Source organism: Pseudonocardia ammonioxydans (assembly GCF_900115005.1).
Taxonomy (GTDB): domain Bacteria; phylum Actinomycetota; class Actinomycetes; order Mycobacteriales; family Pseudonocardiaceae; genus Pseudonocardia; species Pseudonocardia ammonioxydans.
In genome coordinates this window covers 69,006-85,042 of the sequence record NZ_FOUY01000006.1, presented here as the reverse complement: position 1 = coordinate 85,042, position 16,037 = coordinate 69,006, and the positions used below count along the sequence as shown (strand labels likewise).

Genomic DNA, 16,037 nt, shown 5'->3' with positions numbered 1-16,037 from the left:
AGGGTAGCGTCGCCCGCCGTGCCCGGTTCCGCCCCCGCTCCCCCGGACGAGCCGCTGGTCGCACCGTCCGTCGACGTACTGCTGACCCGGCTCGACCCCGGCATCCCACTGCCCGCCTACGCCCGCCCCGGTGACGCCGGGGCCGACCTGGTGACCACCGAGGACGTGCGGCTCGCCCCCGGTGAACGCGCCTTGGTCGGCACCGGCGTCGCGATCGCCCTTCCCGAGGGCCACGCCGGATTCGTGCATCCACGGTCCGGCCTCGCCGCCCGTTGCGGTCTCTCGATCGTGAACGCGCCCGGCACGGTGGACGCCGGCTACCGCGGTGAGATCAAGGTCTGCCTCGTCAACCTGGACCCCGCCGAGCCGGTGGAGCTGCGACGGGGGGACCGGATCGCCCAGCTGGTGGTGCAGCGGGTCGAGACGGCCCGGTTCGTCGAGGTGCCCGCACTGCCGGAGTCCGTACGCGGCGCCGCGGGCCACGGCTCGACCGGCGGGAACGCCGCGCTCGGGGAAGGCAGCGACTGATGCCCGGACGCGCACGGGGGCGGATGTTCGACATCCAGCCCGAACACGGGGTCGAGGACACCGGTAGCGGGACCTATCCCGGCTATCCGGGCTACGGCGAGAACGACCTCTACGACGACTACGACGACCACCCCGATCACCTGGCCGGCCCCGACGTCCGGTCCGGCCCGGTCCGCAACGGCGGTGCTCCCGCGGGCAGGGCGGCCAACGGCAGGCCCGCGAACGGATCGGTTCCGGACGGCGGTGCCTCCGGCGACACGTCGGTCCACGGTGTTGTCCGCAACGGTGCTGCCCGCAACGGCTCCGGCCGGAACGCGACGGGTCGAGATGGTGCGGGGCGCAACGGCGCGTCACCGAACGGGGCCGCCCGCACCGGCTCGGGCCGCAACGGTGCCTCCCACAACGGTGCTTCCCATAGCGGTGCTGCCCGCAGCGGTGTCGCCCGCAACGGCGCGTCGTCGAAGGGGGCCGCCCGCAACGGGACGGGCCGTAACGGCGCTGCCCGCGCCGACGGCAACGGTGTCCCGCACGGCGGTGCCGGACCGGTAGGCAACGGACCCCCCGGCGGGGCACCGGCCGGCAGTGCGGCGAACGGCGCGGGCCCGGCCGGTTCCGCCCCGGCCGGTCCCGGGCGCACCGGTGACTCCGGCGCGACGACGGCCGTCCGCGCGACCGGCGCCCGGCCGGCCCCGGGTGCGTCCGGCCGGTTCCCCACCGGCGACGACCGCGACGGTCGGGTGGCACCGGACGGACGGTGGGACGAGGAGGAACCCCCGCTGCTCAGCCACCGCGGTGGGAGCGACGAGCCGGCCTACGCGCGGGACCACACGCCGCAGGGCTTCGACGGCGGGGACCCGGACGAGCCCGGCTGGGGCCGGGCCGACGAGCGCGACGGCCACGACGACGGATTCGACGACGGCCACGACGACGACGGATTCGACGACGGTGAGGACTACGACGAGGACGAGTACGGCGTCGGCGACGCCCCGCTCTCCGTCCCGCCGCCCGGCAGCGGTGGGCGACCGCTGGGCCCGGCCGACGTCGAGGAGCTCGACCCCTCGATGACCGACGCGCTCGCCCGCGTCGACCTCGGTGCGATCCAGGTCCCGGTGCCCTACGGCGCCGAGATGTCGCTCGAGCCGGCCGGTGCCGAGCATCCGCAGGCGGTCCATCTGCTGCTGCCGGAGGGCCGGATCGCGGTGAGCGCGCTGGCCGCGCCGCGGTCGTCGGGTCTGTGGAACGACCTGTCCGCGGAGATCGAGAAGTCGCTGCGCAACGGTGGTGCCCGGGTCCGCAGCATCCGCGGGGACTGGGGGCGTGAGCTGCACGCCCGTACCGAGAACGCCGCGTCGGTGTTCGTCGGCTGCGACGGACCGCGGTGGATGGTCTACGGCGTCGCGACGGCGTCGTTGGAGACCGTGGACGCGCTCGACGTCGAGCTGCGCCGCGCGCTGCGCGGGATCATCGTCGTCCGCGGGAAGTCGCCCTACCCGCCGCGGACGGTGCTGCCGCTCACGCTGCCCGAGCACCTGCGCGAGAAGCAGCCCGAGGTCGCGCCGCAGAAGCCGAGCATCACCGTGTCGGTGCCGCGCCCGGCCGACGAGTCCGCCGCCGGTACCGGCGGTGCGACCCCGGGCGCGGACGCGGGCGGCTCGAGGACCGGTGCGTCGAAGGCCCCCGCGACCGGTGCCACACCGGCACCGGTGGCGGGTGGCGCACGCGCGTCCGCGACCGGTGCCGCGCCGGTGCCGGCCGCCCCCCGGGCCCCCGCGACGGGTGCCACACCGGCGCCGGGTGCGCCCCGTACCCCCGCGACGGGTGCCACGCCGGCGCCGGGTGCGCCCCGGACCCCGGCCACCGGTGTGATCCCGGCCGCGGGCACCGGATCGGCCACCGGCGCGACCCCGGCCGCGGCGACCGGTGCGGGCCCGGCCCCGCGCGACGGCGCCCGGCCCCCGGCCCCCGCACGCCGGACCCCGGCTGCCGGCCCCGCGCCGACTCCGCCCGGGCACCCGGACGACACCGGGGCCGACCCCGCGACCCGCGCACTCCCGCCGACCCGGCGTCCCGCTCCGGCGGCCGGCCCGGCGCCGGCCGAGAACGCGGCCGAGCGGACGGCACTGGCCCGCCCCGTCCCGGCGGAGGCCGCGGCCGAGCGGACCGCGCTCGCCCGGCCCGTCCCGGCGGAGGAACCGGCCGAACGCACCGCGATCGCCGCCGCACCGCCGATCCCGCCGGTCGACCAGCCCGACGCGGCCCCGGGCGGCCGCTACAGCCGGCGCCGTGGGCGGCCGGACCGTCCGGTCCGTACGGGCGACGCCCGTCCTGAGCCCGCGGGCGACCGGTACGACGGCCCGGAGGCGAACGGGCTCGAGGGCGCGGCTCCCCGCCCGTCCCGTCGGGACCCGGCATCCGTGCCGCGGCCGGCACCCGGCGCCGGTACCGGCGGTCACCCGCTCGCGGCCCGGCCGCCGGCTCCGTCCGGCTCCGCCGCGGGACCGGAGGACGGATGGGCAGCGGAGCCCGCTCCGGAGCCCGCCGAACGCCGCGACCCGGCGGTGGCCTCGCTGTCGGTCTCCGACCTGCTCGCGGGGTCCGAGGCCGATCCCGGCGACGTCCACGACCGCGCCGAGCGGAGCGGACGGGGTCCCCGCGCGGAGCCCGGCCGTCGTCCCCGCACCGGGTCCGCCCGGCGTGCCCGTGGTGACGCGGCTGCCCGGGCGCCGCGCGAGGACCGGCTGTCCCGCGCTGACCGGCCGGCCCACGACGACCGTCCGGCCCACGACGCCGCCCTCGCCCGGACGTCCCGGAGCGACGACGCCGGCTTCGGATCCGGCGACGCCGGTTCCGCCGCGACGGGCACCGGCCGGCGCACCCGGCGCCGGGCGGCCGACCGCCCGGGCCGGATCGACGCCGCGGACCTGCTGGCCGGGCACGGCGCCGACGACGACCGGCGGGACCTCGCCGGGGCGGACCGGCCGGCCCGCACGGCGGCCGACCCGCTCGGTGTCGGCCCGGCGGGCCCGCAGGGTGCCGACGCGCTCGGCGTCGGCTCGTCGGATCCGCTGGAAGCGGACACGGTCGACCCACTGGGCATCGGCGCGTCGGGTTCGCTGGGTGCCGACACGGCCGACCCGCTCGGCATGGGCGGGGCGGACCGGTGGGGCATCGACCCCGCGGACCGCGACGTGCTGTCCGACGCCGACGCCGACACCGACGGGCCTTCCGCACCGAGCGGTTCCGGCACCACCGACCGGTCCGGACGCGACTCCGGCACCCGGGGCCGGCGGCGCGCCCCGGCCCGGCGGTCCGGCGCCGACACCGACGACCGGCACGGCACGACCGACCCGGACGGGACGCGCACCGCGCCGGCCGCGGGGGACGACCCCCGGTCTCCGACCGCGATCGAGGACATCCCGCTCTTGGACATCCCGCTGATGGAGGCCACCCTCGACCGGGAGCCGGAGCCGGAGCCACCCGCAGCTCCGGAGCCCGCGGCCGCGGAACGGCGTGCGGCCCCGGAGCAGGGTGCGGCCCCGGAGCAGGGTGCGGCCGCCGCACCGTCGCGCCGGCAGCGCCGCGCGCGGCCCGCGGCCGAGCAGGCACCGCCCCCGTCCGGCGACGACGAGTGGCTCTCCACGGAGATCGCTGCGAGCCGCCGGGCCGGTCGGCATGGATCCGCGAGTGGCACGTCGGTCGCGGACCTCCTCGCCTCCGCGGCGCTCGACGCGCCGGTCGGCGGCCCGCGCCGCGCCGCCGACCCGGAGCCCGGCCCGTCCGTGTCCGAGCCGGACGACGGTGACCTGTTCCGCTCGCCCACGGACCAGCGGGAAGGCTCCCGCGACACCGGGGCGTCCGGGCGGTACGGGGGCACCGGTGCGGCCGGGGGCCGTCGCCGGGCGGGCCGCCGCCGGGAGGCCGGATGGGCGGGGGAGGGCGAGTACCCGCCCGAGCCCGGCCACGGCGACGAGTCCGGTTACGGCAACGAGTCCGGCTACGGCAACGAACCCGGCTACGCCGGCCGGTCCGGCCACCGGGCCACGGCGCGGTCTGCTCGGGAGGCGCAGCGTGGCGGCGAGGGCGCGTCCCCGGACGGACCCGGCTCCGCGGAGGAGCCCGGCCGCGGGGGCGGGTCCCGGCACTCCGGTGGGTCCGGGTACGGGCGTGCCGGGCGGCGCGGGTACGCCGACGAGCCCGGACCCGCCGGTGCGGCCGACACCCCACAGGACGGTCACCCCGGGGACGACGGGTACGGCCGGGAGGCCGCGGCGCCCGCGATCCCGTCGTCGGCGGACGAGGCCCGCAGCGCCCTGCAGGACCTGTTGCGCAGCGCCTCCCTCGGCTCCTCCGGCGGCTCCGGGAACGGTCCGGAGGATGACCCGGCGGATGACCCGGAGGACGGCTCCCGCAACGGCGTCACCGGCCTGGCCGACTACCGGGCCAGCCGGGCCGCGGCGGCCGGACGCGAGCCGGGCGGCCGGGGACGTGGCCGCGACGATCGCGACGACGAGCCGGACGACCGGGACGACCGGGACGAGGTGCCCTTCGCCGAGCCCGGGCGCGCCGCGGGCGGATCGGGGCTGACCGGTCAGTGGTCGTCCGGCCGCCGCGGCGGGGACCCCGGCGCCCCCGACCTGGGCCGGCACCGGCGTGACTGAGCCACGGCTCCCGGCGCCGCGAGCAACGGGCGCCGGGAGCAACGACGCCGGACGCAACGACACCGGGCGCAACGACACCGCCCCGGCCGTCCGACCACCGGGCGCGCCCGGACGACCGGTCGGCGCGGTCGACGGTTCGGGGAGAATCCCCTGGTGAGGGCACAACGCGTGCCGTGCGCGCGTTACCCTGGCGGAGCGATAACGCGACATCCGTCGGGTCGCCACACGAGTGCGGGGCCCCGGAAGGTCCGGGACCGCGCGGGCCGAGGAGAGACATGGGCAGCATGGATGGCGGAGCGTTCCGCCGGATGCTCCGCACACTCACGAGCGACGTCGACGAGCTCGACGCACGTGATCTCGCCGAGGACGTCGAGGAGACCGGCGCCCGGCCGGCTCGCGACTGCGCCTGCGGCGAGGAGGTCACGATGCTCGGCCGGATCCGCAGCGTCGAGCTCGGTCCGGAGACCGCCGACGCGTCGCTGAAGGCGGAGCTGTTCGACGGCACCGACCGCGTCACGCTGGTCTGGATGGGCCGGCGCCGCATCCCCGGCATCGAGGCCGGGCGCACCATGCGGGTGCGCGGGCGGATCTCCGTCCGTGACGGCCGGAAGGTGCTCTACAACCCGTACTACGAGATCTGCCAGGCGCAGTGAGGCCGCGGCCGTCCGCGCCACGGACGACGAGTTCCTCGACGACGATGCCACGGACGACCATGCCACGGACAACGATGTCACCGACGACGATGTCACCGACCCCGCAGATCCCCCGAGCGATCGGAACGGCTTGAGCGACTCCCACCACATCGACGACCGGACCGGCCACCGGGACGCACCGACCACCCGGCTCCCACGGGTCGACGCGCCCGGTGCGCCGGAGGACGAGACCGGCCCCATCGGGGGCCCGGTCCGTGACGGCGAACCGGACCGGATGCCCACGCTCATGGAGCAGATGGGCGGCGTGCCCGGGATCATCGCCTCGTCGGTGCCGGTGGCGGTGTTCGTCGTGGTCAACCTGATCGGCGGGCTGCGGGCCGGTCTGATCGCCGCGCTGGTCGCGGGCGTCGCGGTGCTGGTGTGGCGGCTGGTGCGGAAGGACCCGATCCAGCCGGCGATCTCCGGGCTGATCGGTGTCGGGGTCTGCGCGCTGGTCGCGCGGCAGACCGGCGAGGCCCGCGGCTTCTACCTGCCCGGCCTGCTCTACAGCGCCTTCCTCGGGCTGGCCGCGCTGGTGTCGATGGTCGTGCGATGGCCGCTGGCCGGCGTGATCTGGCACGGCATCAACTCGCGCGGCATGGAATGGCGCAACGACCCGGCGCTGCTGCGGGCCTACACCCTCGCCACCGGGATCTGGGCGTTCGTGTTCGCCGCCCGTGTCGTCGTCCAGGGCCTGCTCTACGACGCCAACGCCGAGACCTGGCTGGGTGTCGCCCGGCTCGCGATGGGCTACCCGCTGCTCGGGCTGGCCCTGCTGGCCACCGTCCTCATCGTGCGCCGCGCTCCGCGCCCGTGAGTGGTTTTCGCGGTCCTGACCGCGAAAACCACTCACGAGCCTGCCAATGCCTCCCGGATCTCCTGCTCGACCGCGGCGGTCGCGACGAACAGCAGCTCGTCGCCGGGCTCGAGCGGGTCGTCCTGCTGCGGGACGATCACCCGGCCGCCGCGCAGGATCGTCACCAGCGCCGAGTCCGGCGGCAGGGTCAGCGACCGCACCGGGCGCCCCGCGAGCGGGGTGTCGTCGGGCAGCGTCACCTCGACCAGGTTGGCCTGCCCCTGGCGCAGGGTCAGCAGCCGCACCAGATCGCCGACGGCGACGGCCTCCTCCACCAGCGCGGCCAGCAGCCGCGGGGTGGACACGGCGACGTCGACACCCCAGTTCTCCCCGAACAGCCACTCGTTGCGCGGGTCGTTCACCCGCGCCACCACCCGTCGCACCCCGAACTCGGTCTTCGCCAGCAGCGACACCACCAGGTTGACCTTGTCGTCGCCGGTGGCGGCGATGACGACGTCGCAGCCCTCGATGCCGGCGTCCTCCAGCGAGGACAGCTCGCAGGCGTCGGCGTGCACCCACTCGGCGTCCGGGACGGCGTTCGGGTCGAGCTGGGTGAGCTCGCGTTCGATCAGCAGCACGTGGTGCTCGGACTCGACCAGCTCCAGGGCGATCGAGCGCCCGACCGCGCCCGCACCCGCGATCGCGACCCGCATCAGTCCTCCTCGGGCGGCGCCGCGGCGGCCGCCGTGACGTCGCTGACGGTCCCGGACAGCGCCGCCACGTAGACGGTGTCCTCGACCTGCACGGTGGTGTCCTTCGTCGGGAGCACACCCGTCCCGAACCGGACGACGAACGCGACACGCGAGCGCGTCGCCTCCTCCAGGTCCCGCAGCGGGCGACCGACCCAGTCCTCGTGCAGCGGCAGCGGCAGGACGGCCACGGTGCCGGTCGGTTCCCGCCAGGCCGTCGCGACGCCGTCGGGCAGCAGCATCCGCAGCAGCCGGTCGGTCGTCCACGGCACCGTCGCCACGGTCGGGATGCCGAGGCGCTCGTAGACGGCGGCCCGTTTCGCGTCGTAGATCCGGGCGACGACCTTCTCCACGCCGTAGCTCTCCCGGGCCACCCGGGCCGCGATGATGTTCGAGTTGTCCCCGGAGGAGACGGCGGCGAAGGCGTCCGCGGAGTCCAGGCCCGCCTCGTCGAGGACGCTGCGGTGGAAGCCGAACCCGACCACCTGCCGGCCGCGGAAGTCCGGCCCGAGCCGGCGGAAGGCCTGCGGGTCGCGGTCGATCACCGCGACCCCGTGCCCGAGCCGCTCCAGGCCCGAGGCCAGGGAGGCGCCCACCCGGCCACATCCCATGATCACGACGTGCATGGCGGAACGGGATCCTTCCGGCGGAGGAGGCTGCTCGGGGCGTGACGCGATGCGGTGTCCGACGGCGTCGGGTCCGCACGCTAGCGCGTCGCCGTGCAACCCCGGGGCATAGGCTGCTCACGTGTCCAAGCTCGCCGTCGCACTCAAGCGGCTCGTGGTCGGACGACCGCAGCGCAGCGACCGCCTGACCAGCACGCTCCTCCCGAAACGCATCGCCCTCCCGGTGTTCGCCTCGGACGCCATGTCGTCGGTCGCCTACGCCCCGGAGGAGATCTTCCTGACCCTGTCGGTGGCCGGGGTCGCCTCGTACGCGTTGTCGCCGTGGATCGGGCTCGCGGTCGTCGTCGTGCTGCTGACGGTCGTCGCGAGCTACCGGCAGAACGTGCACGCCTACCCCTCGGGCGGCGGCGACTACGAGGTCGCGACGGTCAACCTGGGCAAGAACGCGGGCCTGACGGTCGCCAGCGCCCTGATGGTCGACTACACGCTCACCGTCGCGGTCTCGATGTCCGCGGCGGCGGCGAACATCGGGGCGCTGGTGCCGTTCGTCGCCGAGCACAAGGTGCTGTTCGCGGTGTCGGCGATCGTCGTGCTGACGGCGGTCAACCTGCGCGGGATCCGCGAGTCCGGTACGGCGTTCGCGATCCCGGTCTACGCGTTCGTCCTCGGCGTCGCCACGATGATCATCTGGGGGCTGACCCGGATCCTGATCCTGGGCGACGACATCCGGGCAGCCAGCGCCGACCTGCACCTCGTCGCCGAGGGCGACGCGTTCACCGGGCTCGCCCTGGTGCTGCTGGTGCTGCGGTCGTTCACCCAGGGCGCGGCCGCGCTCACCGGGGTCGAGTCGATCTCCAACGGCGTGCCGGCGTTCCGCAAGCCCAAGTCGCGCAACGCGGCGACGACGCTGCTGCTGCTCGGCGTGATGTCGGTGACGCTGTTCATGGGCCTGATCGCGCTGGCCCAGCTGACCCACGTCCAGATCGCCGAGCACCCGGCCCGGCAGTTCCCCGACGCCCCGGCCGGCTACCGCCAGCAGACACTGATCGCGCAGCTGGCCGATGCCGTCTTCGCCGACTTCCGGCCGGGCTACTTCTTCGTCGTCGTCATGACGGCGCTGATCCTGGTCCTGGCCGCGAACACCGCGTTCAACGGGTTCCCGGTGCTCGGCTCGATCCTGTCCCAGGACCGGTTCCTGCCCCGCCAGCTGCACACCCGCGGCGACCGGCTGGCGTTCTCCAACGGCATCGTGCTGCTGGCGCTGTTCGCGATCGCGCTGGTCGTCGGGTTCCGCGCCGAGGTCACGCGGCTGATCCCGCTCTACACGGTGGGCGTGTTCGTGTCGTTCACGCTGTCCCAGATCGGCATGGTGCGGCACTGGAACCGGGAACTGGAGCTCGGTCCCGAGGCCCGGCAACGTCTGCGGATCCGCCGCTCGCAGGCGATCAACGCGTTCGGTGCCTGCATGACCGGCCTCGTGCTGGTCACCGTGCTGATCACGAAGTTCACCCTGGGCGCGTGGATCGCGATCGTGGCGATGGGCGGGTTCTTCGTGCTCATGCGCGGGATCCACCTGCACTACGAGCGGGTCGCCGCGGCGCTGGTCGCGGACGAGACCGACGACGTGCTGCCCTCGCGCAACCACGCCGTCGTGCTCGTCTCGACCCTGCACAAGCCGACGCTGCGCGCGCTGGCCTACGCCCGGGCCACCCGCCCGGACATCCTGGAGGCCGTCACGGTCAACGTCGACGACTCCGACACCAAGAAGCTCGTCGACCAGTGGCACCGGCGCCGGCTCCCGGTCCCGCTCAAGGTCGTGGAGTCCCCGTACCGGGAGATCACCCGGCCCGTGCTGGACTATGTGAAGCGGATCCGCTCGGACTCGCCGCGCAACGTCGTGACCGTCTACATCCCCGAGTACGTCGTCGGACACTGGTGGGAGCAGGTGCTGCACAACCAGAGCGCGTTGCGGCTCAAGACACGGCTGCTGTTCCAGCCGGGGGTGATGGTGACGAGCGTGCCGTGGCAGCTGCCGTCGTCGTCGCGGATGCGGGCGCTCTCGCCGCTGGACGCCCCCGGCGCCACCCGGCGCGGCTACCCGCACCAGGAGCGGCCGTCCGGGGAGCGGACCGGCGGCGCCGGGAAGACGGCCACGGGCGCGGCCCGGGGCACGAAGGGGGAGAGATGAGTCCGGCGCAGACGATCGACTGGACCGACCGGATGCTCGAGTTCACCGTCGGGCCGGTGGCGCACGGCGGGCACTGCGTGGCCCGGGTGGTCGACGACGCCCCCGGCTCGGGTGAGCCGACGCCGGACGACCGGGGACGGGTGGTGTTCGTCCGGCACGCGCTGCCCGGCGAGCGGGTCCGGGCGGTCGTCACCGACGACCCGGGCGGGTCGTTCTGCCGGGCCGACGCCGTGGCCGTGCTGGAGCCCTCGCCGGACCGGGTGGAGCCGCCCTGCTCGTGGGCGGGCCCCGGCGGGTGCGGCGGCTGCGACTTCCAGCACGCGACGCCGGCGGCGCAGCGGGAGCTGAAGACGGCGGTGCTGCGCGAACAGCTCGCCCGGCTGGCGGCGGCGGCCGCGGAGTCGGCCACGGTGTCCTTCGACGAGGTCGTGGTCGAGGAGCTGCCCGGCGGCCCGCTCGGCTGGCGGACCCGGGTGCGGCTGGCCGTCGACGACGCCGGGGTGCCCGGCCTGCGTGCCCACCGCAGCCACGACGTGTGCGAGATCGGTGACTGCCCGCTGGTGCCGGGCGGCGCGCTCGAGCCGGTGCTGGAGCGGCGGTTCCGGCCGGAGTCCGAGGTGGACGTGACCGTGGACGGGGACGGGGCCGCCCGGATCGACGCCGGTGCGACCGCCCATGCCGCGGGACGGACCTGGGAGCTGTCGGCGGGCACGTTCTGGCAGGTGCACCCGGCACTCGCCGACACCCTCGCCGGGGTGGTCCGGGACTGGTCCGGCGCCCGGACCGGCGGGGTGGCCTGGGACCTGTACGGCGGTGTCGGCCTGCTCGGGTCGGTGCTGGCCGACCAGGTCGGGCCGGACGGGACGGTGCTCGTCGTGGAGTCGGCGCCGTCCGCGGTCGCCGACGGTGCCGCCGCGCTCGCCGACCTGCCGCAGGTCTCGTTCGTCCGGGGGCGTGCGGAGCGGGAGATCTCCCGGCTCCGGCCGGACCCGGACGTCGTCGTCACCGACCCGCCGCGGACCGGGCTCGGCCGGGCGGCCGTGCAGGCGCTCGCGGCCCGGCGTCCGCAGCGGATCGTGCACGTCGCCTGCGACCCCGCCGCGCTCGGCCGGGACCTCGCGCTGTTCGCCGGGGCCGGGTACCGGGTCGCGGGACTGCGGGCGTTCGACGCGTTCCCGATGACCCACCACATGGAGGCCGTGGCGTTGCTGGAGCGGGCCGACTGATGCTCACCGTCGTGCAGCTCTCCGACCTGCACCTCGGTGTGCCCGGCAACGCCGGACGGGCCGAACGGGCCGTCGCCGGGGCGCGGGCGCTGGGCGCGGACCTGGTGCTGGTCACCGGGGACCTCACCGAGCACGGCACCCCGCAGGAGTACGCCGACGCCGCCGACCTGCTCGCGGGGCTGGACGTGTGGCCGGTCCCGGGCAACCACGACGACCGTGCGGCCATGGGCGCCGCGTTCGGGCCGGTCTCCGACCGGGTGCACCGGGTGGGCGGAGCGACCGTCGTGCTGCTCGACTCGCTGGTCGCCGGTGCCCCGCACGGGGCGCTGTCGGCGGCCGGGCTGGACCTGCTCGCCGACGCGGCACGGGACCCGGCGCCGCTGCTGGTGGCACTGCACCATCCGCCGGTGCCGGTCGGGCACCCGTTCATGGACGGCATCCGGCTCGCGGACCCCGCACCCTTCGAGGCGCTGCTGGCGGCTCGTGCGGACCCGACGCTGGTCGTGTGCGGGCACGTGCACCGTCCGATCACGACGACCGTCGGCGGGCACCCGCTGGTCGTCGCACCCTCGGTGGCGCCGGGGATCCGGTTCCCGGAGGAGCCGGGGGAGGAGTTCGTGCTCGCGGACTCGGTACCGGGTGGCGTGGTGCACGTGCTCGGCGACGGGGCGCCGCGCAGCCGGTTCGTGACCTGGCCGGGATGATCGAGGCCGGGTACCGGGCGGGACACCGATCCGGCTAAGGTGGGTACAGGTCCTCAGTACGCTGAGTGGTGTAAGCCCCTGTAGGCCAATCGGCAGAGCCAGTGCACTCAAAATGCATACAGTGTGGGTTCGAGTCCCACCAGGGGCACCATTTCCGCAGATTCCGCCGCAGTCCGGTGTGGCCGTTTCCGGGCACGTCGACCGCGCCGTCATGACGGGACTCCGGCCCGGCATGCCCGGTCCGGCGGTGGTCTCCCTGTATCCGGACGCGGGCGGGACCCGGCGTGCGGGCCGGGCGTCGCGACCGCCGTGTGGGTGGCCCGGTCTGCGCTCGTGGTCATGCGTCGAACGTACGTGCGACCCCTGACACTGTCGGCTGCTCGCGCGCCGCCGCCTCGGCGGTCCACTCGAACGGCGCATCGGGGCCGCGGGTCGTGACGACACTGCGTCGTGGTGGAGGGGGTGCGCCGGTCGTGCCGTGACCGACGACATCGCCGTCCGGGGCAACCCGTCCGTCCGGAGGGGTTGCGTGTCCCGTCGACCGTGTTTCCGCACACGAAGGGCCGAAGTCGCTCGGTCGTGCGGCCCCATCGGCGGTAGCCTCGGGTTCCGGTCGCACTACCGCTTCGTCGCTAAGGAGATCCCCGGTGACCGACACCGTTCCCGCAGACACGCCGGCCGAGGACGGCCCGCAGCCCGGCTGGCGGGTGCTGGTCGTCGAGGATGAGGCGCTGATCCGGATGGACCTCGCCGAGATGCTCTCGGACGAGGGCTACGAGATCGCCGGCGAGGCCGGCGACGGCGAGGCCGCCATCACCCAGGCCCGCGAGCTGACCCCGGACCTGGTGATCATGGACGTCAAGATGCCGAAGAAGGACGGCATCGAGGCGGCGGCCACGATCGTCGAGGAGAAGATCGCCCCGGTCGTCATGCTGACCGCGTTCAGCCAGCGCGACCTCATCGAGCGCGCCCGTGACGCCGGCGCCATGGCCTACCTGGTCAAGCCGTTCGCCCGGCACGAGCTGGTCCCGGCCATCGAGCTCGCGGTGTCCCGGTTCTCGGAGAAGAAGGCTCTCGAGGACGAGGTCGCCACGCTCAACGAGCGGTTCGAGACCCGCAAGGTGGTCGACCGGGCCAAGGGCCTGCTGATGACCCACCAGAAGATGTCCGAGCCCGAGGCGTTCCGCTGGATCCAGCGCACCGCGATGGACCGCCGGACCACGATGAAGGCGGTCGCCGAGGCCGTCGTCGAGGGACTGCCCGCCGGTAAGTCCTCCTGATCCGCCGGCCCGGGTACCCGGGCCCCGGTGCAGCGCGCACGGCCCCGCCCCCGGGCGGGGCCGTCGCTGTGTCCGGGGTCGTCCGCCCGCGGCGACGAGCAGATGAGCCGCCCGGGCCCCGACCACCCGCAGGCGGGTACGGCGTGCCCCCGTGCGCCGGGCCGGGCGCGAGGCCGGGCGCGATCGTGCTGATCGACGCCGCGGCGCGCGCCGACCAGCACCTCGTCGCCCTCGACGCGGCGGGACGGTGCTGATCGACTGGCCCGTCGGCGGTGAGCGGCGCGGTTCTGCCCTGTCGGGGGCGTCGCCGTGGTGATCGACTCGCGCGGCGATGTGAGCGGCACGCTTCCGCCGCGCCTCGGGCGGGACCGTGCTGATCAACTCAGTCCGTCGAGGGTGAATGGCACGCTTCCGCCGTGCTCCAGGCGGAACCGTGCTGATCGACTGGCCCGTCGGGGTGGGGGCACGCTTCCGCCGCGTGCTCCGGGCAGGGCCGTGCTGATCGACCGGCCTGTCGGGGGTGAGTGGCGCGCTTCCGCCCTCGCGCGGGCATCGTCGTGCTGATCGACTCGTGTGCCGGTCGCGAGGCGCACGCTTCCGCCCGCTCTCGGGCGGGACCGCGTTGATCGACTCGTGTGTCGGCGGTGAGGCGCACGCTTCCGCCCGGAGCCGGGCGCGATCGTGCTGATCGACTCGTCTGTCGGGCGTGGGTCGCGCGCTTCTGCCCGGAGCCGGGCATGAGCGCGCTGATCGACTCGGCGGCCGGCGGTGAGCCGCGTGAGCCCGGAGCCGGGAATGTGCGTGCTGGTCGACCCGCCCGCCGGCGGTGAGCCGTGTGAGTCCGGAGCCGCGTGTGAGCGTGCTGATCGACGCCCCGGCGGCGGTGATCGGCCCGGCGCCGCCCCGGAGAGAGCGGGAGCGCGCCGGTCGGCACATCGTCCGGCCGTCTCGTGGGCGGACCGTTCCGCGTTACACCCCAACGGTTTCGGAACGATTCCGATTGTCGGCTCCGACGATTCACCGAGAAACGGGACCGTCACGGCGGGTCACACCGGCGACACCCGAAAAGGCCGGAACGTGACCCGTCCACGGCGAATCATCACATTCGTGTCACGAGCGGTGATCGGCTCCCATTTCCTGGTGCGTGCGTACTAGTTTTCCGCCATCCTCCCGCGCCACTTCGACGGCGGGGGGCGGTCGAAGGGGATCTTGTATGACGCGATCAACGTGGCGAATCGCCGCCCTCGCCGGGGTGGCGTCGTTGGTTCTGGCCGGATGCGGTGGCGGCGGGGACGCCGGGTCCGGTGCGGAAGCCGGTGGAGGGAACGAAGCGCCGTCCGCAGCCGGCTCGGAGTGCACGCCGCCGCAGGCACAGGCGACCGGCAGTCCCAGCACCGCGCCGCTGAAGATCGGCTCCCTGCTTCCCGAGACCGGCAGCCTGGCCTTCCTCGGGCCGCCGGAGTTCGCCGGTGTGGACGTGGCGGTGGAGGAGATCAACGGCGCGGGCGGCGTCCTGGGCAACCCGATCGAGCACCTGCGCGGCGATTCCGGTGACGACACCACCGACGTCGCCAACCAGACGGTCGACCGCCAGCTCGCGGCCGGCACCCAGGTCATCGTGGGTGCGGCGGCGTCCGGTGTGTCCAAGCTGGTCATCGACAAGATCACCGGTGCCGGGGTGGTCCAGTTCTCGCCGGCGAACACCTCCGACGAGTTCACGTGCTGGCAGGACGCCGGCATGTACTTCCGCACGGCCCCGCCGGACGTCCTGCAGGGTCAGGCGCTGGCCCAGCTGATCACCTCGGACGGCGGTCAGCGAGTGGCGATCATGGCCCGCAACGACCCGTACGGCGCCGGTCTGGCCGACAGTGCCGAGACGAACCTGGTGAACGCGGGCATTCCGCAGGACCAGATCACCAAGATCATCTACGACCCGAACGCGGCGTCGTTCAACCCGGAGATCGACCAGGTCGCGCAGTTCAATCCGGACGCGATCGCGGTCATCGGATTCGACGAGTCGAAGCGGATCCTGACCCGGATGAACGAGGTGCAGATCGGCCCGTCGCAGAAGGCGATCTACGGCACCGACGGCAACATGGGCAACGCCCTCGGCGAGGGCCTGCCGCCGGGGCTGCTGGGCGGCATGAAGGGCACCCTGCCGCTGACCGAGCTCTCGGGCGCGTTCCGGGACCGGCTGATGCAGCAGGATCCGGCGCTGACCGACTTCAACTACGCCGCCGAGTCCTACGACGCGGTGATCATCTCGGCGCTGGCGGCCGAGTCGGTGAAGTCGACCAACGGTGCGGACATCGCCACCGGGATCAACGCGATCACCAAGGACGGCGAGAAGTGCACCGACTACGCCGGCTGCAAGGCGATCCTGGACCGCGGCGGTGACGTCGACTACGACGGCGCCACCGGCACGCTCGACTTCACCGACGCCGGTGAGCCGGGCTCCGGTTCCTACGGGGTGCAGACCTTCACCCCGGAGAACACCATCAGCGACGACGTCACCTACATCCGCGTGGGTGCCCAGGGCTGACCGGCGCTCCGACACGACGGGGGCGGGCCATCTCGGCCCGCCCCCGTC

General features: G+C 74.8%; 11 protein-coding genes and 1 tRNA gene. 10 read left to right on the top strand and 2 right to left on the bottom strand.

What is annotated here, in order from left to right; all coding sequences use genetic code 11:
• Positions 1-18 precede the first annotated feature (18 nt).
• The 4 genes from dut to BM093_RS08120 all read left to right on the top strand — a co-directional run bounded on the left by dut (position 19) and on the right by BM093_RS08120 (position 6,695).
• Positions 19-528 carry a dUTP diphosphatase gene (gene dut / locus BM093_RS08135; protein ID WP_177238332.1) on the top strand — a complete coding sequence of 170 codons (510 nt, stop codon included), beginning with the start codon at positions 19-21 and terminating at the stop codon, positions 526-528.
• Positions 528-5,186, top strand: coding sequence for a DUF3710 domain-containing protein (locus BM093_RS08130; protein WP_143105297.1), 4,659 nt, complete (start codon positions 528-530; stop codon positions 5,184-5,186). Before dut ends, BM093_RS08130 begins: the two co-directional genes overlap by 1 nt.
• A gap of 275 nt (positions 5,187-5,461) precedes the next feature.
• A complete protein-coding gene (locus BM093_RS08125) occupies positions 5,462-5,839 on the top strand; it encodes an OB-fold nucleic acid binding domain-containing protein (protein WP_093339720.1) in 378 nt (125 codons plus the stop codon).
• A 130-nt stretch (positions 5,840-5,969) separates the two neighbouring features.
• The gene (locus BM093_RS08120; RefSeq protein ID WP_245773372.1) at positions 5,970-6,695 is read left to right on the top strand and encodes a DUF3159 domain-containing protein; all 726 of its coding nucleotides are present in this window, start codon (positions 5,970-5,972) and stop codon (positions 6,693-6,695) included.
• A gap of 32 nt (positions 6,696-6,727) precedes the next feature.
• Here the strand turns inward: BM093_RS08120 and BM093_RS08115 are convergent, their stop codons facing one another.
• Positions 6,728-7,387: a potassium channel family protein gene (locus BM093_RS08115; RefSeq protein ID WP_093339715.1), complete on the bottom strand. Its 660-nt coding sequence runs from the start codon at positions 7,385-7,387 to the stop codon at positions 6,728-6,730.
• Positions 7,387-8,049, bottom strand: a complete 663-nt coding sequence (locus BM093_RS08110) for a potassium channel family protein (protein ID WP_093339710.1) — start codon at positions 8,047-8,049, stop codon at positions 7,387-7,389. The genes BM093_RS08115 and BM093_RS08110 overlap by 1 nt, the downstream gene beginning before the upstream one ends.
• Before the next feature lie 121 nt (positions 8,050-8,170).
• Between BM093_RS08110 and BM093_RS08105 the strand changes: the two genes are divergently transcribed.
• From BM093_RS08105 to BM093_RS08080, 6 genes are all read left to right on the top strand, one after another.
• A complete protein-coding gene (locus tag BM093_RS08105; RefSeq protein WP_093339705.1) occupies positions 8,171-10,237 on the top strand; it encodes an APC family permease in 2,067 nt (688 codons plus the stop codon).
• Positions 10,234-11,463, top strand: a complete 1,230-nt coding sequence (locus tag BM093_RS08100; RefSeq protein ID WP_093339700.1) for a class I SAM-dependent RNA methyltransferase — start codon at positions 10,234-10,236, stop codon at positions 11,461-11,463. The genes BM093_RS08105 and BM093_RS08100 overlap by 4 nt, the downstream gene beginning before the upstream one ends.
• Complete coding sequence (locus BM093_RS08095; RefSeq protein WP_093339697.1) at positions 11,463-12,167, top strand: metallophosphoesterase; 705 nt, start codon at positions 11,463-11,465, stop codon at positions 12,165-12,167. Before BM093_RS08100 ends, BM093_RS08095 begins: the two co-directional genes overlap by 1 nt.
• A gap of 74 nt (positions 12,168-12,241) precedes the next feature.
• Positions 12,242-12,318: transfer RNA gene (locus tag BM093_RS08090), tRNA-Leu, on the top strand.
• 496 nt (positions 12,319-12,814) lie between these two features.
• Positions 12,815-13,447, top strand: a complete 633-nt coding sequence (locus BM093_RS08085) for an ANTAR domain-containing response regulator (RefSeq protein WP_093339694.1) — start codon at positions 12,815-12,817, stop codon at positions 13,445-13,447.
• Positions 13,448-14,660: 1,213 nt separating this feature from the next.
• Positions 14,661-15,989, top strand: a complete 1,329-nt coding sequence (locus BM093_RS08080) for an ABC transporter substrate-binding protein (RefSeq protein WP_093339690.1) — start codon at positions 14,661-14,663, stop codon at positions 15,987-15,989.
• Positions 15,990-16,037 lie beyond the last annotated feature (48 nt).